The 19,356-nt window shown below is 71.2% G+C and carries 20 protein-coding genes; 2 read left to right on the forward strand and 18 right to left on the reverse strand.

Annotation, left to right across the window (positions count from 1 at the left end):
• Window positions 1–6: 6 nt before the first annotated feature.
• Genes hisH through hisD form a run of 4 tightly spaced genes read right to left on the reverse strand, consistent with a single transcriptional unit; the run spans window position 7 to window position 3,693 of the window.
• Window positions 7–645, reverse strand: coding sequence for an imidazole glycerol phosphate synthase subunit HisH (hisH, locus tag ASG76_RS18315; protein ID WP_056607002.1), 639 nt, complete (start codon window positions 643–645; stop codon window positions 7–9).
• A complete protein-coding gene (gene hisB, locus ASG76_RS18320; RefSeq protein ID WP_056607004.1) occupies window positions 642–1,250 on the reverse strand; it encodes an imidazoleglycerol-phosphate dehydratase HisB in 609 nt (202 codons plus the stop codon). The genes hisH and hisB overlap by 4 nt, the downstream gene beginning before the upstream one ends.
• Complete coding sequence (locus ASG76_RS18325) at window positions 1,247–2,380, reverse strand: histidinol-phosphate transaminase (protein ID WP_056607007.1); 1,134 nt, start codon at window positions 2,378–2,380, stop codon at window positions 1,247–1,249. Before ASG76_RS18325 ends, hisB begins: the two co-directional genes overlap by 4 nt.
• Window positions 2,377–3,693, reverse strand: a complete 1,317-nt coding sequence (hisD, locus tag ASG76_RS18330) for a histidinol dehydrogenase (RefSeq protein ID WP_056607194.1) — start codon at window positions 3,691–3,693, stop codon at window positions 2,377–2,379. The genes ASG76_RS18325 and hisD overlap by 4 nt, the downstream gene beginning before the upstream one ends.
• A gap of 84 nt (window positions 3,694–3,777) precedes the next feature.
• On the opposite strand from hisD, the gene ASG76_RS18335 reads away from it, so the two are divergent.
• Window positions 3,778–4,443: an LON peptidase substrate-binding domain-containing protein gene (locus ASG76_RS18335; RefSeq protein ID WP_056607010.1), complete on the forward strand. Its 666-nt coding sequence runs from the start codon at window positions 3,778–3,780 to the stop codon at window positions 4,441–4,443.
• A gap of 11 nt (window positions 4,444–4,454) precedes the next feature.
• Complete coding sequence (locus ASG76_RS18340; RefSeq protein WP_056607013.1) at window positions 4,455–4,985, forward strand: aminoacyl-tRNA deacylase; 531 nt, start codon at window positions 4,455–4,457, stop codon at window positions 4,983–4,985.
• 12 nt (window positions 4,986–4,997) lie between these two features.
• On the opposite strand, the gene ASG76_RS18345 is transcribed toward ASG76_RS18340, so the two are convergent.
• The 14 genes from ASG76_RS18345 to ftsZ form a co-directional block, all read right to left on the reverse strand.
• Window positions 4,998–6,620, reverse strand: coding sequence for a DUF3352 domain-containing protein (locus ASG76_RS18345; RefSeq protein WP_056607016.1), 1,623 nt, complete (start codon window positions 6,618–6,620; stop codon window positions 4,998–5,000).
• 69 nt (window positions 6,621–6,689) lie between these two features.
• Complete coding sequence (locus ASG76_RS18350) at window positions 6,690–7,208, reverse strand: hypothetical protein (protein ID WP_056607019.1); 519 nt, start codon at window positions 7,206–7,208, stop codon at window positions 6,690–6,692.
• The gene (gene dnaE, locus ASG76_RS18355; RefSeq protein ID WP_056607021.1) at window positions 7,205–10,762 is read right to left on the reverse strand and encodes a DNA polymerase III subunit alpha; all 3,558 of its coding nucleotides are present in this window, start codon (window positions 10,760–10,762) and stop codon (window positions 7,205–7,207) included. Before dnaE ends, ASG76_RS18350 begins: the two co-directional genes overlap by 4 nt.
• Window positions 10,763–10,908: 146 nt before the next feature.
• Window positions 10,909–11,421 carry a DUF6886 family protein gene (locus ASG76_RS18360; protein WP_056607024.1) on the reverse strand — a complete coding sequence of 171 codons (513 nt, stop codon included), beginning with the start codon at window positions 11,419–11,421 and terminating at the stop codon, window positions 10,909–10,911.
• 3 nt (window positions 11,422–11,424) lie between these two features.
• Window positions 11,425–12,135 carry a GNAT family N-acetyltransferase gene (locus tag ASG76_RS18365; RefSeq protein ID WP_056607027.1) on the reverse strand — a complete coding sequence of 237 codons (711 nt, stop codon included), beginning with the start codon at window positions 12,133–12,135 and terminating at the stop codon, window positions 11,425–11,427.
• Window positions 12,136–12,151: 16 nt separating this feature from the next.
• Complete coding sequence (locus tag ASG76_RS18370) at window positions 12,152–13,090, reverse strand: RluA family pseudouridine synthase (protein ID WP_056607031.1); 939 nt, start codon at window positions 13,088–13,090, stop codon at window positions 12,152–12,154.
• Window positions 13,087–13,653 (reverse strand): signal peptidase II, encoded by a 567-nt coding sequence (gene lspA, locus ASG76_RS18375; RefSeq protein WP_056607034.1) that lies wholly within the window; start codon window positions 13,651–13,653, stop codon window positions 13,087–13,089. Before lspA ends, ASG76_RS18370 begins: the two co-directional genes overlap by 4 nt.
• Complete coding sequence (locus tag ASG76_RS19695; protein WP_082587673.1) at window positions 13,626–14,606, reverse strand: TraR/DksA family transcriptional regulator; 981 nt, start codon at window positions 14,604–14,606, stop codon at window positions 13,626–13,628. The genes lspA and ASG76_RS19695 overlap by 28 nt, the downstream gene beginning before the upstream one ends.
• A 157-nt stretch (window positions 14,607–14,763) precedes the next feature.
• Window positions 14,764–15,519: a DivIVA domain-containing protein gene (locus ASG76_RS18390; RefSeq protein ID WP_056607039.1), complete on the reverse strand. Its 756-nt coding sequence runs from the start codon at window positions 15,517–15,519 to the stop codon at window positions 14,764–14,766.
• A gap of 133 nt (window positions 15,520–15,652) precedes the next feature.
• Window positions 15,653–15,946, reverse strand: coding sequence for a YggT family protein (locus tag ASG76_RS18395; protein ID WP_056607042.1), 294 nt, complete (start codon window positions 15,944–15,946; stop codon window positions 15,653–15,655).
• Window positions 15,947–15,960: 14 nt separating this feature from the next.
• Window positions 15,961–16,446, reverse strand: a complete 486-nt coding sequence (locus ASG76_RS18400; protein ID WP_056607045.1) for a cell division protein SepF — start codon at window positions 16,444–16,446, stop codon at window positions 15,961–15,963.
• Window positions 16,447–16,507: 61 nt separating this feature from the next.
• On the reverse strand, window positions 16,508–17,209 hold the full coding sequence (locus ASG76_RS18405) for a YggS family pyridoxal phosphate-dependent enzyme (RefSeq protein WP_056607048.1): 702 nt from the start codon (window positions 17,207–17,209) through the stop codon (window positions 16,508–16,510).
• Window positions 17,206–17,916 carry a polyphenol oxidase family protein gene (locus ASG76_RS18410; protein WP_082587674.1) on the reverse strand — a complete coding sequence of 237 codons (711 nt, stop codon included), beginning with the start codon at window positions 17,914–17,916 and terminating at the stop codon, window positions 17,206–17,208. Before ASG76_RS18410 ends, ASG76_RS18405 begins: the two co-directional genes overlap by 4 nt.
• A 10-nt stretch (window positions 17,917–17,926) precedes the next feature.
• The gene (gene ftsZ, locus ASG76_RS18415; RefSeq protein WP_056607050.1) at window positions 17,927–19,183 is read right to left on the reverse strand and encodes a cell division protein FtsZ; all 1,257 of its coding nucleotides are present in this window, start codon (window positions 19,181–19,183) and stop codon (window positions 17,927–17,929) included.
• Between the last annotated feature and the right edge of the window lie 173 nt (window positions 19,184–19,356).

Below are 19,356 nucleotides of genomic sequence, written 5' to 3' on the forward strand. Positions count from 1 at the left end.
TAGTCCTCACGCGCGCAGCGATGCGACCCAGTTCTTGAGTAGTTCTGCACCAGCATCACCGGACTTCTCCGGGTGGAACTGCGTCGCCGAGAGCGGTCCGTTCTCGACCGCGGCGACGAAGCGGTCGCCGCCGTGCTCGGCCCACGTCACCAGCGGTGCCGCCGTGCGGTCGTTGGTCACCAGCTCCCACGAGCGGGCGGCGTAGGAGTGCACGAAGTAGAAGCGCTCGTCCTCGATGCCGCTGAACAGGCGCGACCCGGCGGGAACCTCGACGGTGTTCCAGCCCATGTGCGGGACCACGTCGGCCTCGAGGCGGGTCACCAGTCCGGGCCACTCGTCGCAGCCGTCGGTCTCCACGCCGTGCTCGACGCCACCGGCGAAGAGCACCTGCATGCCCACGCAGATCCCGAGCACCGGGCGACCGCCGGCGAGGCGCCGCCCGATGATCCGCTCGCCCTTGATCGCGCGCAGCCCCGCCATGCAGGCGGCGTACGCCCCGACGCCGGGCACCACGAGCCCGTCGGCGGCCAGCGCGGTCTCGAAGTCACCGGTGAGGGTGACGGCGGCACCGGCCCGCTCGACGGCGCGGACGACCGAGCGCAGGTTGCCCGAGCCGTAGTCGAGGACGACGACGTCTGGGGTCACAGGCTGCCCTTGGTCGACGGCACCCCGGTCTCGCGCGGGTCGATCGCCACGGCATCGCGGAAGGCGCGGGCGAAGGCCTTGAACTGCGCCTCGACCAAGTGGTGCGGGTCGCGACCGGCCAGCACCCGCACGTGCAGCGCGAGGTGGGCGTGGAAGGAGATCGTCTCGAAGACGTGGCGCGTGAGGGAGCCCTGGTACGCCGCGCCGGTGCCGCCGATGGCGACGTAGACCTGGCCCTCGGGCTCACCGGTGTGGACGCAGTAGGGGCGGCCGGACACGTCGACGACGGCCTGCACGAGCGCCTCGTCGAGCGGGACGGTCGCGTCGCCGAAGCGGCGGATGCCGACCTTGTCGCCCAGCGCCTCGCGCAGCGCCTGGCCGAGCACGATCGCGGTGTCCTCCACGGAGTGGTGGCCGTCGATGTGCGTGTCACCCTCGGTGCGCACGACGAGGTCGGTCAGCGAGTGGCGCGCGAAGGCGTCGAGCATGTGGTCGTAGAAGCCCACGCCCGTGGACACCTCGGAGCGACCGGTGCCGTCGAGGTCCACCTCGACGGTGACCGTGGACTCCTTGGTCGTGCGCTCGATGCGCGCCGTGCGGCTCATGCGGGGGCCTCCATCTGCTGGGTCTCCATTGTCTCCACCAGCGCGTGGCGGAACACTGCCATCTCATCGGCGGTGCCGACCGACACGCGCAGCCAGCCGTCGGGGCCGGTCTCGCGGATCAGCACACCTCGATCGACCAGGCCCTGCCAGAGTGCGTGGCGGTCGGCGAAGCGGCCGAAGAGCACGAAGTTGGCGTCGGAGTCGGCGACCACGAGGCCCTGCTCGCGCAGCCACACCACGGTCGCGTCCCGCTCGGCACGCAGGTCGTCGACCTTGCCGAGGAGCTCGGGCGCGTGGCGCAGCGCTGCCAGCGCCGTCGCCTGCGTGACAGCGGAGAGGTGGTAGGGCAGGCGCACCACCCGGATCGCGTCGCAGATCGCCGGGTCGGCGGCCAGGTAGCCGAGGCGGGCGCCCGCCAGCGCGAACGCCTTGCTCATCGTGCGGGTCACCACGAGGTTGCGGTGGCGGGGCAGGAGCTCCAGCGCGCTCGGCGTGCCGGCGCGACGGAACTCGCCGTAGGCCTCGTCGACCACGACCAGCCCACCGGGCTCGTAGGACGCCGCGGCCTCGCACAGCATCGACACCGCCTCGGGCGGCAGGGCCGTGCCGGTCGGGTTGTTGGGGCTGGGCAGCAGCACGACCGACGGCCGCCGCTCCTCCACCAGCTGCCGGGCGGCGTCGAGGTCGAGGGAGAAGTCCTCGGCGCGGTGGCCGGCGACCCACTCGGTCATGGTGTCGCGGGCGTACTCGGGATACATTGAGTACGTCGGTGCGAACGACAGCGCGACCCGACCGGGCCCGCCGAAGGCCTGCAGCAGCTGCAGCATCACCTCGTTGGAACCGTTGGCCGCCCACACCATCGCCGGCGTGATGTCGCAGCCGCCGGAGGTGTTGAGGTAGCCCGCCAGCGCCTCGCGCAATGCGACGAACTCGCGGTCGGGGTAGCGGTTCAGCGACACCGCCGCCTCACCGACCGCGCGTGCGATGTCGGCCGCGGCGACGGGCGAGGGGCCGTAGGGGTTCTCGTTGACGTTGAGCTGCACCGGCACCTGCTCCAGCGACATCTGGGGCGCGCCGTAGGGCTCGATCCCCTGCAGCTCCTCGCGCAGGGGTGGGAAGGACGCGCTCATCGCTCGGGCGCGTCCGACTCGAACCGCACGCTGACGGCCTGCCCGTGACCGGGCAGGTCCTCCGCACCGGCCAGCGTCACGACGTGGTCGGCCACCTCGGCGAGCGCGGCGCGCGAGTAGTCGATGACGTGCACCGACTTGGTGAACGCGCGCACCGAGAGCCCGCTGGAGTGGCACGCACAGCCCGCGGTGGGCAGCACGTGGTTGGAGCCGGCGCAGTAGTCACCGAGGGAGACCGGCGACCACGGACCTACGAAGATCGCGCCGGCGTTGTTGACCCGGGCGGCGTGACCCGCCGAGTCGCGGGTCTGGATCTCGAGGTGCTCGGCGGCGTAGGCGTCGACCACGTCGACGCCCTGGTCCATGTCGGAGACCAGGACGATGCCCGACTGGCGCCCGCCCAGCGCGGTGCGGATCCGCTCGGTGTGGCGGGTGGCGAAGACCTGCTTGTCGAGCTCGGCCTCCACCGCGTCGGCCAGGGCGAGGGAGTCGGTGACCAGCACCGAGGCGGCCATCGGGTCGTGCTCGGCCTGGCTCACCATGTCGGCGGCGACGCAGGCGGGGTCGGCGCTGTCGTCGGCGAGGATCGCGATCTCGGTGGGCCCGGCCTCGGAGTCGATGCCGACCACCCCACGGAGCAGGCGCTTGGCCGCCGCGACGTAGATGTTGCCCGGGCCGGTCACCAGGTTGACCGGCGCGCACGGGCCGGCGCCGTAGGCAAACATGGCGATCGCCTGGGCGCCGCCGACGGCGTAGACCTCGTCCACGCCGAGCAGGGCGCACGCGGCCAGGATCGTCGGCTCGGGCAGGCCGCCGCTGTTCTTCTGCGGCGGGCTCGCGAGCGCGATCGAGCGCACCCCGGCCACCTGGGCCGGGACGACGTTCATCACGACGCTGCTCACCAGCGGCGCGAGACCGCCGGGAACGTAGAGCCCGACCCGGTCGATCGCGACCTTGCGGTGGGTGACGACGGCGCCGGGCGCGACCTCGCTGGTCACGTCGGCCTCGAGCTCGGCCTCGCACGTCATCCGCAGCCGGCGGATCGACTCCTCCAGCCCCGCGCGCACAGCCGGGTCGAGGTCGTCGAGCGCCGCCTGGATGGCCTCGCGCGACACCGTGATGTCGTCGCTGTCGACGCCGTCGAACTGCGCGGAGAACTCCGCGATCGCCTCGACGCCTCGGGCACGGACGGCGTCGATGATCGGCTGCACCTGATGCGTGGCGGCCTCGACGTCGAACTCGGCGCGCGGCACGCTGGCGCGGTAGTCGACGGACGCCCGGTCGGCGTCCCGCAGGTCGATGCGACGGATCAGGGACATGGCCCCGAGTCTAGGTTCCCCGGCGGGTCGGGCCGAAGTCGCGGGCCCACGCTGGACGGTGGCGGCTAGTCTCGCCACGTGAGCGCCGAGCTGCCGATGTTCCCGCTGAACACCGTCGTGTTCCCCGGGATGAGCCTGCCGCTCCACGTCTTCGAGGACCGCTACCGGATGCTGGTGCGCCACCTGCTCACCGTCGAGGACCCGGCCGAGCGCATCTTCGGCACGGTCGCGATCCGCGAGGGCTACGAGGTCGGCGACCACGGGGCCCAGTCGGTCTACCGCGTCGGCTGCGTCCTCCAGCTCACCGAGGTCGAGCGCCGCGACGACGGCACGTTCGACATCGTCGCGGTGGCGCGCGAGCGGTTGATGCTGGAGGAGATGCAGCGCGGGGAGGAGTTCCCCCACGGCGTCGTCGACGTCATGGACGAGCCCGAGGTGGAGGTGCCTGCCGAGGTGCTCGACCGCGCCCGGTCGACCTTCACCGCGTTCCGCGCCGCGATGACCGAGCTCCAGGGCGACCCCTTCAGCGGCACGCTCCCCCGCGACCCCGACTACCTCGCGTGGACGCTGTCCGCGCTCACGCCGCTCCCGATGGCCGAGCGGCAGTCGCTGCTCGAGGCCAACGACGCGACCGAGCGGCTCGAGCTCGTGACGCGGCTGCTCACCGAGGAGCTCCGCGCGATCAACGTCATCCCCTCGCTGCCCGCCACCCAGGTCGCCCGCACGGCCTGGTCGCCCAACTGATCGCCTCGCCGGTGGCGAAGAAGTCGCGAGCCGGAGGGGGTACGCCGGCCACGGTGGCGCTGAGCGCCGCGGGCGTGGCCTTCGACGTGCGGCCCTACGACCACGACTCCTCGTTGACCGATCGGTCCCTGAGGAGGGCCTCCAGCGCCCGTCACGAAGGGTACGGCGCGGAGGCGGCAGAGGCGCTGGGCGTCGACCCGGCCCGGGTCTTCAAGACCCTCCTGGCCTCGCTCGACTCACGCCTCGTCGTCGGCATCGTGCCGGTCACCGGCCACCTCGACCTGAAGGCGCTCGCCCGCGCCCTGGGCGGCAGCAAGGCGGTGATGGCCGAGGTGGCGGTGGCCGAGCGGTCGACCGGCTACGTCGCGGGCGGGATCTCGCCGTTCGGCCAGAAGCGGTCGCTGCCGACGGTGCTCGACGCCTCGGCGCTGGACCACGCGACGATCTTCGTCTCCGGCGGGCGTCGCGGTCTCGACCTCGAGCTGGCACCGCGCGACGTGGTGGCGGTCACCGGAGCGGTGACCGCCACCATCGCGCGGTGAGCCGTCCCGACGTCAGTCGGTGGTGAGCTTGAGCTGCGCGTGGACGACGTCCCCGTCGACCCAGCCGCTGACGCCGAAGGACGACAGCGGCTCGAGGTTCTCGCTGACCTCGGGCGAGTCCTCGGTCATCCGGACCAGCCAGTTGTCGTCGGCGTCGAAGTCGACGAACAGCACGGTCTGCGCGTCGCCGCCCTCGACGACCTTCTCGTAGTCGTCGCTGCTGCCGAGGTCGCCACCGGACTCCAGCGCGGAGCGGTAGTCGTCCTGGAGGGCCAGGACGGCGTAGCCGTCACCCTCGGTCACGGTCATGAACTCGGCCATCTCCGGCGGCACCTGGTCGCGGACCTTGTCGAGCACCGCCTGGATCTCGTCGGCGTCGCCCTTGATCGTGAGACCGAGCGGCACCTCTCCCGGGCCGCCGTTGGCGATCGCGTCGGGGTCGATGCCGCTGCCGAGCGAGATGGTGACGCCCTCACCGAGCAGCGTCTCGATGTCCTCGGGGAAGTCGAGGCCGGTCTCGCTCTCCATCTGTGCGATGCCGTCGTCGATCGAGGACTCGTCCTCGGGCAGCGTGGTCTTGACGTAGTCGACGAGCGCCTGTGCCCAGCCGTCCTGGAGCGCGAACCCCATCGCGGCGACGGTGTCGTCGGGGAGGTCGCCGACCATGGAGACACCCTCGTCGCCGTCGATGTACTTCGTCATGTCGGGGCTGTAGTTGGACACGGCGTACTCGACCTCGACCGCACCGTCGTCGAAGCGGACCGTCGCGGCCCCTCCGTCGAACTCGTCGATCATCTGCTGGAGCTCCGGCGGCACCTCGTCGCTGCTGGTCATGTCGTCGGCGGAACCGGCGTACGCGCCTGCCAGGGCGCCCATGCCGCCGAGCTGGTCGGCGTACTGTGCGGCAGCCTTGGCGACGTAGACCGACATGAAGCCGTCGTCGCCGGCCTCGCCGGTCCACTTGCCGTAGGCCTCGTCGTCGGCCAGTGTGCCGCTGTCGCGGGCGTCGACGACCTGCTGCGCGATCTCCTTGGTCTCGGCGACGACCATCCAGTCGCCCTCGACGACCCAGCCACCCACGTCGCCCTCCTCACCGGAGCCACAGGTGTCGACGAGCTTGGCCACGCCGTCCTCGGCCTTGCCGGCGTCGCTCACCTGCACGACCCCGACAGCCGCGGGCGCGTCCTCGCCGAGGTCCACCGCGGCGATCGCCGCGCGCGAGCCCAGCCACGGCTCGACGTCCTTGGCGTAGTCGAGGCCCTCGCACTCGCCGGAGGACGTGACCTCCTCGAAGAAGCGCTCACGCAGGTCGTCGTCGGCCTTCAGGTCGATCTCGTCGGTGAACGCCGGGAACTTGCGCAGCGTCTTGATCGCCTCGATCTTCTGCCCGCCGCTCGGGTCGAGGTCGACGCTGAAGTAGGCGACGGTCGAGTCGGGCAGCGCCTCCGCGGGCTGCTCGCCCTGGGCGAAGAAGCTCGTGGCCGCCCACGCGCCGCCTGCCACGACCGCACCGCCGGCGACGATGGCGCCGAGCGCGATCAGGCGCTTGCGGTGGTCGTTGGCGGTGTCGTCGGCCGCGGCCGTCGCCGGGCTCGATCCGTCGAGGTACTCCGGTCCACCCGGTGTCATGCTCATGTGTTGTCCTGCTCCCCCGTTGCATGCGTCCCGAGCTCCTCGGGACTGCCAGTCCTGGTCGCGAGCAGCCTACCCACGAGAGCGCCTCGCCAACCCCCGACTTCCCAGGAGGTAGGTGCCGACCAGGCCGGCCATCGCGCCCGCCGGGAGCGCGACCAGGGCGGTGGAGCGCCACGGCGCGAGCCCCGGGTCGGGAGCGGTGAGGGCGAGGTCCGAGGAGAGCGGCGTGTAGTCGGGCTGACCGGCGGCCAGGACCTGCGGGTCGGCCGGGCCCAGGCCGGCGCCGACGGCGTACATCACGACCGCAGCCGCGGCGCCCGCCAGGAGCACGACGACCACCGTCGACACCTCCCGCCCGCGCGCGAGGCCGGTCAGCGCGCCGAGGACCAGCCCGAGGGGGAAGGCGATCAGCACGAAGAGCGCGACGCCCTGGAAGGACACGTCGGGACCGGCGGGCTCGAGGTACCACTTGCCCTGGTAGGTCAGGCCGGACGGGGCGTCCCACAGCCACTCCCAGAGCACCCCGGCCAGCGCGCCGGCGAGCACGAACGCGACGACGACCACGCCCCAGCGGGCGAGCCTGCTCATCCGGTCAGGCACCCCGGGCCGAGGAGCTGCTTGAGGTCGGCGAAGAGCGCAGGGCTCGGGCTCACCCGCAGGTTGTCGTCGAGCCGGAGGAGCTTGGTCGAGCTGCGGGTCAGCAGGCGCAGCTGCACCTCGGTCATGCCGGGGTGGGTGCCGAGCACGTCGCGCAGCTGGGCGACCACCGGCGGCGTGCAGCGCGTCGACGGCAGGCTGATGACCACCGGACCTGCAGGCCCCTGGGTCAGGTCGGGGGCCGTGACCTCCTGCGCGCGCAGCTCGGGCTGGTCCTTGTCGCGCGAGAGCTGGCCCTTGATCCGCACGATCTGGTCCTCGACCAGCAACGTCGAGGCCAGCGTGTAGGAGCTCGGGAAGAGCAGCACGTCGATCGCGCCGTCGAGGTCCTCGAGGGTGATGGTGGCCCACGGGTCGCCGCGCTTGGTGATCTTGCGCGACACCGAGGTGATCAGGCCGCTGACGGTGAGGGTCGAGCCGTGGGGGCGGTCCTCGTCGAGCATCAGCTGGCCGATGGTGCAGTCGGTGCCCTGCGACAGCACGTGCTCGAGGCCCAGGAGGGGGTGGTCGGAGACGTAGAGCCCCAGCATCTCCCGCTCGTGGCCGAGCAGGGTCATCTTGTCCCAGTCGTCGATGTCGGGGATCGTCACGCTGACGCCGAAGCCGGCATCGTCCTCGCTCAGGCCGCCGAACAGCGAGTCCTGCCCGATCGCCTCGTTCTTCTTGAGGTCGACGAACTGGTCGACCGCCGTCTCGTGCACCGCCACCAGCGCGCGCCGCCGGTGCTTCATGTCGTCGAAGGCCCCCGCCTTGATCAGCGACTCCACCACGCGCTTGTTGCACACCAGCGCCGGGACCTTCTCCATGAAGTCGTTGAAGTCGGTGTAGCGGCCCTTCTCCTGGCGCGCGGCGGCGATGCCGTCCACGACGTTGCTGCCGACGTTGCGCACGGCGGTGAGGCCGAATCGGATGTCGGTGCCGACCGGCGTGAAGTTGGCGTGCGACTCGTTGACGTCGGGCGGCAGCACCTGGATCTTCATCCGGCGGCACTCGTTGAGGTAGATGGCCATCTTGTCCTTGTCGTCCTTGACGGACGTGAGGAGCGCGGCCATGTACTCGGTCGGGTAGTTGGCCTTGAGGTAGGCCGTCCAGTAGGTGATGACGCCGTAGGCCGCGGAGTGCGACTTGTTGAAGGCGTAGTCGGAGAACGGGAGCAGGATCTCCCACAGCTTGTCGATCGCGGTCTGCGGGAAGCTGCGCTCGAGCATGCCGGCCTGGAAGCCGGCGTACTGCTTGTCGAGCTCCTCCTTCTTCTTCTTGCCCATCGCGCGGCGCAGGTTGTCGGCGGCCCCCAGGGTGAAGCCGGCGAGCACCTGCGCGATCGCCATGACCTGCTCCTGGTAGACGATCAGGCCGTAGGTCTCGCCCAGCACCGGCTCGAGCGCCTCGGCGAGCGCCGGGTGGATCGGCTCGATCGGCTCGCGACCGTTCTTGCGGCGGGCGTACTTGTTGTGCGAGTCGGCGCCCATCGGGCCGGGCCGGTAGAGCGCGCTCACGGCCGTGATGTCGGCGAACTGGTCGGGCTGCATCGAGCGCAGCAGGGCACGCATGCCCGAGCCGTCGAGCTGGAAGACGCCGAGCGTGTCGCCGCGGCCCATCAGCTCGTAGGTCGCGCGGTCGTCGAAGGGCAGCTCCTCCAGCACGACAGTCTCGTCGCGGTTGACCTTGATGTTGACCAGCGCGTCCTCGAGGATGCGGAGGTTGGACAGGCCGAGGAAGTCCATCTTGACCAGGCCGAGCGACTCGCACATCGGGTAGTCGAACTGGGTGATGACCGCGCCGTCCTGCGGGCGCGACATGATCGGCACGATGTCGATCAGCGGCTCGCTCGACATGATCACGCCGGCGGCGTGCACGCCCCAGTTGCGGATCTGGCCCTCGAGGCCGACCGCGGTCTCGTAGATCGTGCGGACGTCGGCGTCCTGGTCGTAGAGGGCGCGGAACTCGCCGCCGTCGTTGTAGCGCTTGTGCTCGGGGTTGAAGATGTCCTTGAGGGCGACGCCCTTGCCCATCACGTCGGCCGGCATCGCCTTGGTGATGCGGTCGGAGATCGCGAAGCCGTGGTCGAGCACACGGGCGGCGTCCTTGATCGCGGCCTTCGACTTCAGCCGGCCGAAGGTGGCGATCTGGGCGACGCGCTCGGCGCCGTACTTCTGCGAGACGTAGGTGATGACCTCGCCGCGGCGGGCGTCGTCGAAGTCGATGTCGAAGTCGGGCATCGAGGGTCGCTCGGGGTTGAGGAACCGCTCGAAGAACAGCCCGTGCTCCAGCGGGCACAGGTCGGTGATGCGCAGGGCGTACGCCGCGATGGAGCCGGCACCGGAGCCGCGGCCGGGACCGACGCGGATGCCGTTGTCCTTGGCCCAGTTGATGAAGTCGGCGACCACGAGGTAGTAGCCGCAGTAGCCCTTCTGGGAGATGATCGCCAGCTCCATCTCGACCCGGTCGCGCACGCCCTGGTCGAGCCGGTCGCCGGGGTAGCGCGCCTCGATGCCGCGCCAGACCTCCTTGCGGAACCAGGAGTCCTCGGTCTCGCCGTCGGGCACGTCGGCGCGCGCCATGTAGCCACCGGTCGACTCGGTGAACTCGACCTCGCAGCGCTCGGCGATGGCGAGGGTGTTGTCGCACGCCTCCGGCATGCCGAACCTGTCGGCCCACAGCTCGCGCATCTCGGCGGCGGACTTGATGTAGTAGCCGCCGCCGTCGAACTTGAGGCGGTTGGTGTCGGCCAGCCGCTTGCCCGAGGCCACGCAGATGAGGGCGTCGTGGGCGGCGGCGTCCTCGGGGTTGTTGTAGTGGGAGTCGTTGGTGGCGATGGGCGCGATGCCCATCTCCTTGCCCAGGCGCAGCAGGTCGTCGCGGACCCGCTTCTCGATGTCGATGCCGTGGTCCATGAGCTCGAGGAACACGCTGTCGCGCCCGAAGATGTCCTGCAGCTCGCCGGCCTCGCGCACCGCCTCGTCGTACTGGCCCAGGCGCAGGCGGGTCTGGATCGCACCGCTGGGGCAGCCCGTGCTGACGATGAGGCCCTTGCTGTGCTCGGCGAGGATCTCCTTGTCCATGCGGGGCTTGAAGTAGTAGCCCTCGAGGCTGGAGCGCGAGGACAACCGGAACAGGTTGTGCATGCCCTCGGTGCTCTCGGCCCACATCGTCATGTGGGTGTACGCCCCGCCGCCCGCGACGTCGTTGCCGCCCTCCTCGGCCAGGTCTCCCTGGCCCCACCGCACCCGGCGGCGCTCGCCGCGCTGGGTGCCGGGGGTGACGTAGGCCTCGATGCCGATGATCGGCTTGATGCCATGGCGCTTGGCCTTGCTGTAGAAGTCGTAGGCGCCGTGGAGGTTACCGTGGTCGGTCATCGCGATCGCCGGCATCCCGAGCTCGCTGGTGCGGCTGAAGAGCCCGTCCAGCAGCGAGGCCCCGTCGAGCATGGAGTACTCGGTGTGGACGTGCAGGTGCACGAAGTTGTCAGTGGAGGCGGCCGACATGGAGGAGGCTTCCGCACCTTTCGTGGGGTCGCTGACGGTGCCATTGCTGGCGGGACTGCTGAGTGCTCAGCGGAGAGGGGGAAGAGCAGCCAGCCTACGTCAGTGTGCACCGCGCCACCGACAGGACACCCGGCCGTGACGGCGCGTCAGCGCCGGGTCGGGAACGGACCGAGCGGGCCGATGCCGGAGTTGCCCAGCCGGATGCCGGAGAACTCCAGGCCTCGCGCGCGGACGTCGGAGAAGTGGGTCTCGAGGTCGGGCAGCACCAACAGCTCGATGCCGTGCCGCTCGTGCATCCCGACGAGGTCGTCGACCGCGACGGGCGGCCCCAGCGGCACGACCGGCCGCGTCGCGACGTGGGCGTGGGGACGCTCACCGAAGGGCTCGAAGTCGACCGCGTCGAAGCGGTAGACGTGGAGCCGGGTGGTCTGCACAGCCTCCAGCCAGCGGGCCTCGATCGCGTGGACGCGGGGCGCGCCCTCGCCCCAGGCGCACACCCGCGGGCACTGCCGCGGGAACCAGTAGCAGGGCGCGTTGAGGGCGTCGACGGCCCAGACGTAGGCCTCCGGCTGCTGCGCGGTGGCGGCCACGTGCGGCTCGAACCGCACGATGTGCGGGTCCTCGCTGAAGTGGAGGACCTCCCCCGGCGCCGGCAGCACGGCTCAGCCTGCGGCGTCGAGCGACTCGCGGATGATCACGTCGACGATGCGTGCGACGCGCTCCTCCCCCAGCTCCGGGACGACCGCAGCGACCCGGCGCGCGATCTCGGCCTCGCGGCGCGGGTCGCGCTCACCCGACGGCTTCACCGACTGCACCGCCCGGGTCAGGGCCGTGCGCCGTGCGAGCACGTCGCCGAGCACGAGGTCCGCCTCGTCGATGAGCCGCCGCAGGAAGGCCAGCGGGTCGGGCCCCGGCCAGGCGACCCGGATGTCGGGGGCGCCCTCCTCGTTGGCCGAGCCGTCGGTGCGCTCGAGCTCGAGGCAGCCGTGGCGGCGGTAGAAGGCGCGTGCCGGCTCGTTGGACTCGAACACCCAGAGGCAGAAGCCCTGCGGGCGACGCGCCGCGACCGTCTCGAACAGCGCGGAGCCGACCCCGGCTCCCTGGTGGTCGGGATGGACGTAGAGGTCGTCGAGCCAGGTCGGCGTGGCGCGCGCGTAGCCCGCGACGTGCCCCTCGCGGTCGGCCAGCCACACGTCGTACGCCGTCAGGTCCCAGCCGCCGACCCAGGCGCGGGCCTCGTCGTCGGTGTGGACGCTCGCCGGGAAGGCGGTGCCAGCGGCACGCCGCGAGGCCAGGTGGACCTCCGCCAGCGCCGGGAGGTCGGCGGGCGTGGCTGGACGCAGCGTCAGCTCAGTGCTCGCCCTTCGAGACACTCGCTTCGCTCGTTCCTCAGGACAAGTCACGGATGATCTCGAGCGCGTGCGCGAGGTCGTCGGGGTAGGTGGACTCGTAGGTGACGTGGTCACCGGTCTCGGGGTGCTCGAAGCCCAGCCGCATGGCGTGCAGCCACTGGCGCTCGAGCCCGACCCGCTTGGCCAGCGTCGGGTCGGCGCCGTAGGTCAGGTCACCGACGCAGGGGTGCTTGAGCGCGCTCATGTGCACCCGGATCTGGTGCGTGCGACCGGTCTCGAGGTGCACCTCGAGCAGGCTGGCGAACCGGTGCGCCTCGAGCGTCTCGTAGTGGGTGATGCTGTGGCGGCCGTCGGCCATGACCGCGAACTTGTAGTCGTGGTGCGGGTGGCGGCTGATGGGGGCGTCGACCGTGCCGGCCAGCGGGTCGGGGTGGCCCTGGACGAGCGCGTGGTAGGTCTTGTCGACCGTGCGGTGGCGGAAGGCGTTCTTGAGCACCGAGTAGGCGTGCTCGGACTTCGCGATGACCATCACGCCGGAGGTGCCCACGTCGAGGCGCTGGACGATGCCCTCGCGCTCCTTGGCCCCGCTGGTGGAGATCCGGAAGCCCGCCCCGGCGAGGTGCCCGACGACGGTGGGTCCGCGCCAGCCGGGCGAGGGGTGCACGGCGACGCCGACCGGCTTGTCGATCACGACGATCGCGTCGTCGTCGTGGATGATCTTGATCCCCTCGACGACCTCCGCCTTCACCTCGAGAGGGTCGCGCTCGGCCGGGATGGTGACGTCGAGCATCGAGCCGGCGTGCACGCGGTCGCTCTTGCCGACGCCCGCACCGTCGACGAGCACGTGCCCCTGGGCGATCAGGTCGGCCGCGCGGGTGCGGGAGAAGCCGAACATCCGTGCCATCGCGGCGTCGACGCGCTCGCCGGCGAGGCCGTCCGGGACGAAGACGGTGCGCTGATCGGTGTGGGTGCTCATCGCTCGCCGGACTCGCGCGATCCGTCGAGCCGGATGCCGCGGAAGGTCTGCAGGATGATCAGGGCCGCGGCGACGTTGATGCACATGTCGGCGACGTTGAAGACCGGCCAGTTGGGCAGCATCAGGAAGTCGACGACGTGACCGTGCAGCGGCTCCGGGTCGCGCACCAACCGGTCGGTGAGGTTGCCGCTCACACCGCCGAGCAGGAAGCCGAGGGCCAGGGCCCAGCCGGTGCTGGCGACGCGCCGGCTCAGCCACAGCACGACGCACACGGCGACCATGGCCAGGACCGTGAAGACGATCGTGAAGCCGGTGCCGGTGCTGAAGGCCGCGCCGGGGTTGAAGGTCAGGTGCAGGGTGAACCAGTCACCGAGGACCGCGATGTCGCCGTCGGCGAGCGCGGAGAGCGCCCACTGCTTCGACCCGAGGTCGAGGGCGTACGCCGCGACGGCCACGCCGGCGAACAGCAGCCGGGCGTCGAGACGTCGGCGGCCGGGGACGTGATCGGGGTCGTGGTCGACCGTGTCGCTGGGATTCAGCGACGCTCCTCGCGCTGCTTGCATGACATGCACAGTGTGGCATGCGGCACCGCCATCAACCGATTCTTGCCGATGGGGTTGCCGCAGGACTCGCACACGCCGTAGGTGCCGTCGTCGATGCGGGCCAGCGCTCGGTCGAGCTGGCCGAGCGTCTCGCGCTCCTTGGCCAGGACGGTGAGCTCGTGGTCGCGCTCGAAGCTCGTCGCGCCGACGTCGGCCTGGTCGTGACCGGCGCCGTCGCCGGCGTCACGCATGAGGCGCGCGAGCTCCTCCTCGGCGTGGTCCACCGACTCGGCGAGGCGCTCGCGGTGCTCACGCAGGTCCTTGACGACCTCCTTGAGCTCGGCACTGGTCCAGGCGTCCTCGCCGTCGAGCACGACGAGGGTGGAGGGCGTGGCCTTGCGGGCCTTCTTGGCGGGCGCAGCCTTCTCGGCGGACGCGGGAACAGCCTTGGTCACAGGAGCAGCCTTCTTGGTGGAGGTGGAGCGTGGTGCGGCCTTCTGGGCGGGGGCCGCCTTCTTCGCGGGAGCGGCCTTCTTCGCCGGCGCGGTCTTCTTGGCCGGCGCGGTCTTCTTCGCCGGCGCGGTCTTCTTCGCCGGCGCGGTCTTCTTCGCCGGCGCGGTCTTCTTCGCCGGCGCGGTCTTCTTCGCCGGCGCGGCCTTCTTCGCCGGCGCGGCCTTCTTGGCCGGCGCGGCCTTCTTGGCCGGCGCGGTCTTCTTCGCCGGCGCGGTCTTCTTCGCCGGCGCGGTCTTCTTCGCCGGCGCCGCCTTCTTCGCCGGCGCGGCCTTCTTCGCCGGCGCGGCCTTCTTCGCCGGCGCGGCCTTCTTCGCCGGCGCCGCCTTCTTCGCCGGCGCCGCTTTCTTGGCGGGCGCCGTCTTCTTCGCTGGGGCCTCGGCGGCCGGGGCGGCCTTGCGTCCGATCACTCGCTTGGCGGCAGCAGCCGCCTGACCTGCGAGGGACTTGCGTGTGCCAGCCATTTCCGAGGGCCTCCAGCCATGCATCGGGTGTGGCGGGAACCACAACTGGCAGGGAGGTTAGCCGCTGCTGGCGGGGGTTCCAACCTCGGCTCGCCGAAATGCGAGAACGGCCACCCTCTCGGGTGGCCGTCCTCGTTTCACAGGCGTGTTCGAAGCCTCAGCTCTCCTCGTCGCCCAGCACCGAGCGCAGGCGCTTGGGCGCGCTCGGGTTGTCGACGGGAGCCTGGCTCTCGGCGCCGTTGGAGAGCGACTCGAGCTGCTGGGTGAAGTAGGTCTTCAACCGCGAGCGGTACTCGCGCTCGAACTGGCGCAGGGTCTCGACGTCGCTGTTGAGCTTGTCGCGCTCCTTCTCCAGGTCACCGAACATCTGCTGGCGGCGCTCGGCGGTCTCGGAGTCGAGCATCTGCGAACGCTGGCGGGCGTCGGCCTCCATGCGGTCGGCCTTGGTCTTCGACTCGGCCTCGAGGCGCTCGGCCTTGGTGCGCGCGGCCCCGACGATGCGGTCGGCCTCGTTCTTGGCGTCCTCGACGAGCTCGTCGGCGTTGCGCGTGGCGATCTCGAGCAGGCGGGCCGCAGCGTTGGACGCGTCGGCGATGTTGCTGACGCGGGCCGTCTGGACCGGCGGGGTCGGCGCCGCCATCGGGGCGACGCGCTCCGGCTCGGGCTCCGGCTCCGGCTCGGGCTCCGGCTCGGGAGCGGCGGGGGCGAACGACGCAGTGGCCGGCGCCGCAGCGGGCGCGCCGGACTGGGCGGCGGTGAGCTTCGACCGCAGGTCGTCGTTCTCCTTGGTGAGCCGCGCGAGCTCGGCCTCGACCTCGTCGAGGAACTGGTCCACCTCGCCCATGTCGTAGCCCTCACGGAGACGGACAGGCGTAAAGCGCTTGTTGCTCACGTCCTCAGGCGTCAGCGGCATGACCTCACCCAAACTTTCACTCTTCGACATTCACGGTGGCTCTGCTGTCAGGAGACAATAGCGCCCGGCGGTGCACACGGCACAGTGGCCCGTGTGACGGGTGGTTCTGGTGCTGGACAGTGGTGCAGGAGCATCACGCCAAGAAGATGGTGCGCACCACGCTGAGCAGGAGCCAGGCGGTCACCATCACGAGCAGGAAGCTCAGGTCGAGGGCGACCGAGCCGATCCGCAGCGGCGGGATCACCTTGCGCAGCGCGACGATCGGCGGGTCCGTGGCGGAGTAGACGCCCTCGAGCGCGACGAGCAGGGGACCACGTGGCTCCCACTGGCGCGCGAAGACCTGCACCCAGTCCACGATGAAGCGGATCCAGAGCATGGCGATGAAGAAGTAGAGGACGTAGTAGAGCGTGTAGCCGATGATCTGCACGGGGAAAGAGTGCCTCAGCTCTGGTTGAAGAAGCCGTCCTCGGCGATCCGCTGCTTGTCCTCGGCGGAGACCGCGACGTTGGGCGGCGAGAGCAGGAAGACCTTGTTGGTCACCCGCTCGATCGTGCCCCGCGTGGCGAAGATGAGGCCGGCGGCGAAGTCGACGAGGCGCTTGGCGTCGTTGTCGTCCATCTCACTGAGGTTCATGATCACCGGGGTGCCGTCGCGGTAGTTCTCACCGACCAGGCGGGCCTCGTTGTAGTTGCGGGGGTGCAGGGTGGTGATGCGGCTCAACTCGGCCACGACTCCCGTCTGGACCGACGCCGGACGACGGCGCTCGGCAAGGTCGGACACAGGGGCAGGACGTCGCTCGCGAGCAACCGGACGCTGCTCGACGGCCTCCTGCGTGGAGGTCTCGGTGTCACCGTCGTAGTCGTCGTAGTGGCCGGTGTCCTCGAGCAGGCCGAGGTACTCGCCGATCTTGCGCATCGCGCCGCTCATGAGACTGATCCTCTGCTAGGCATGGCGTCCGGTTCCGGACGCCTGGTGACTGTCACTGACATTACTGGACCTCGGGCCTCGGACCGAGGACCGCGGACCCGACACGCACGTGTGTCGCGCCGTGGGTGATCGCCGCCTCCAGGTCGCCGCTCATGCCGGCCGACAGCACGGTGGCGTCGGGGTGCTCGCGCACGAAGTCGGCGCGCACGTCGGCCAGGCGCGAGAAGGCCGCCTCCGGGGCCTCCCCGAGCGGCGCGACGGCCATCAGGCCCCGCAACCGCAGCATCGGCGCCTCCTCCACCCGTCGGGCGAGGTCGGCGACGTCGGAGGGGACGGCGCCGGAGCGGTGCTCGGCGCCCGCCGGGTCGAGGCTGACCTGCAGCAGCACCTCGACGTCGCGCCCGCGGGCCTGCGCACCGCGCGACAGCGGGCCGACGAGCTTGGCGCGGTCGAGCGACTCGACGGTGTCGGCGTAGGACGCCACCGCCGCGGCCTTGTTGGACTGCAGCCCGCCGATGAAGTGCCAGCGCAGGCCGAGGTCGGCGCACTCGGCGACCTTGGCCTCCGCCTCCTGGTGCCGGTTCTCGCCGACGTCGGTGACACCGAGGTCGGCCAGCAGGCGCACGTCGGAGGCGGGGAAGAACTTGGTGACCACCACGAGCGACACGTCGTCCTGCGGCCGTCCGGCCTCGGAGCACGCAGTCGCGATGCGCCGGCGTACGACGTCGAGGTTGGCGGCGAGCTCGTCGCGCCGCGCCGTCACGGGTGGCTCCAGATGACCCCGGCGAAGCGGGTCGCGGCCGCACCGTCACGACGGTAGGACGGCCAGGTGGCGTCCTCCCGGGTGCAGGCGTCCACGACGCGTACGTCGGTGAGGCCGGCGGCGGCCAGCTGGGCGCGCACACCAGCGCCGAGGTCGAGCGCGGGGGTGCCCCACGACGTGGTGGAGCGGGCCTCCGGGACGATCGCGGCGACCTCGTCGCACAGGTCGGCGGGCACCTCGTAGCAGGAGCCGCAGACGTGCGGCCCGATCCACGCGACGCTCGGGTCGGAGCCCTGCTCGCGGAGGCGGGCGACCGCCGCCGGCACGACGCCGGCCACGAGGCCGGCACGGCCCGCGTGGGCCGCCGCGATCCAGCCGGTGGCCGGGTCGGCCAGCAGGACCGGCACGCAGTCGGCCGCGCGGGCGAGCAGAGCGACCCGCGGCGCACTGGTGAACAACGCGTCACATGTCGGTGATCCGTCCGGGTCGTGCAGGACGGACATCGACGAGTCCACCAGCGCCGTGTCCGCGCCGTGCACCTGGTGCATGAGGACCGGCATGGCGCCCGTCTCCATCGTGAGGCGTCGCAGCGCCGCGCTGCGCACCGCCTCGTCAGCTCCGTCGCCGAGGCTGAGCGAGACGTCGGTGAAGGCGACCTCGATCACGAGGTCGCCTTCGATCCGATCGCGGTGGCGCAGCAGGGTCACGTCAGGACGGTCACTTCAAGAAGTCGGGCACGTCGAGGTCGTCGTCGTCGAACTGCACCTGACGCGGCTGCCGGGGCTGGGCCGGGGCCGACTGCGACGCACCGGCCGGGGCGCCCTGGCCGGGCTGTGCCTGCTGGCCCGACTGCTGACCGGACGGGGCCGACGGCGCGAAGGTCGGGGCCGCCGAGGTGGTGGCGGGCCGTGCCGGCGCCGAGCCCGACGAGCCGCCCGCGAGCTGCTGGGCGGCGGCCCGGGTCTGCTCCTGCGTCTGCGCGGGCTGGCCCTGTCGCAGGACGTTGCCGTCGGAGCGACGCTTGGGCATGCCGCCGTCGAAGCCGGCGGCGATCACGGTCACCCGCACCTCGTCACCGAGGGCGTCGTCGATCGTCGCACCGAAGATGATGTTGGCCTCGGCGTGGGCGGCCTGCGAGACCAGCGCGGCGGCCTCGTTGATCTCGAAGAGACCCAGGTCGGAGCCACCGGCGATCGAGAGCAGCACGCCGTGGGCACCCTCGATGCTCGCCTCGAGCAGCGGGCTGGACACGGCCATCTCGGCGGCGGCGACCGCGCGGTCCTCGCCGCGGGCCGAGCCGATGCCCATGAGGGCGGAGCCGGCGTTGGCCATCACGGACTTCACGTCGGCGAAGTCGAGGTTGATCAGGCCGGGGGTGGTGATCAGGTCGGTGATGCCCGAGACACCCTGCAGCAGCACCTGGTCGGCCTGCTTGAAGGCGTCGAGGATCGACACGCTGCGGTCGGTGATCGAGAGCAGCCGGTCGTTGGGGATGACGATGAGGGTGTCGACCTCCTCGCGGAGCTGGCTGATGCCCTCCTCCGCGGAGTTGGCGCGACGACGGCCCTCGAAGGCGAACGGGCGGGTCACGACGCCGATGGTCAGCGCGCCCAGCGAGCGGGCGATGCGGGCCACGACGGGCGCACCACCGGTGCCGGTGCCGCCGCCCTCGCCGGCGGTCACGAACACCATGTCGGCGCCCTTGATGACCTCCTCGATCTCGTCGGCGTGGTCCTCGGCCGCCTTGGCGCCCACGTCGGGGTTGGCGCCGGCGCCGAGGCCGCGGGTGAGCTCGCGGCCGATGTCGAGCTTGACGTCGGCGTCGCTCATGAGGAGTGCCTGGGCGTCGGTGTTGATCGCGATGAACTCGACGCCCTTGAGGCCGACCTCGATCATCCGGTTGACGGCGTTGACGCCACCGCCACCGATGCCCACGACCTTGATGATCGCCAGGTAGTTCTGCGCTGCTGCCACGGCTCCGGGGCCTTCCTTGAGTGGTCTGCTGTGAGATCTGTGCTGTGAGATCTGGGGGACGAGTGTCGACCTGCTGCCCTCGGGACCGCGAAACCCTAACCGTGAACCTGAGGGTTATAGTTATGTCAACCTCGCCTTTCGCAAGACCTTAGGCAGGGCGCGCGCCGAATCGG

Origin of the sequence: Nocardioides sp. Soil774 (assembly GCF_001428125.1) — a bacterium.
Taxonomy (GTDB): domain Bacteria; phylum Actinomycetota; class Actinomycetes; order Propionibacteriales; family Nocardioidaceae; genus Nocardioides.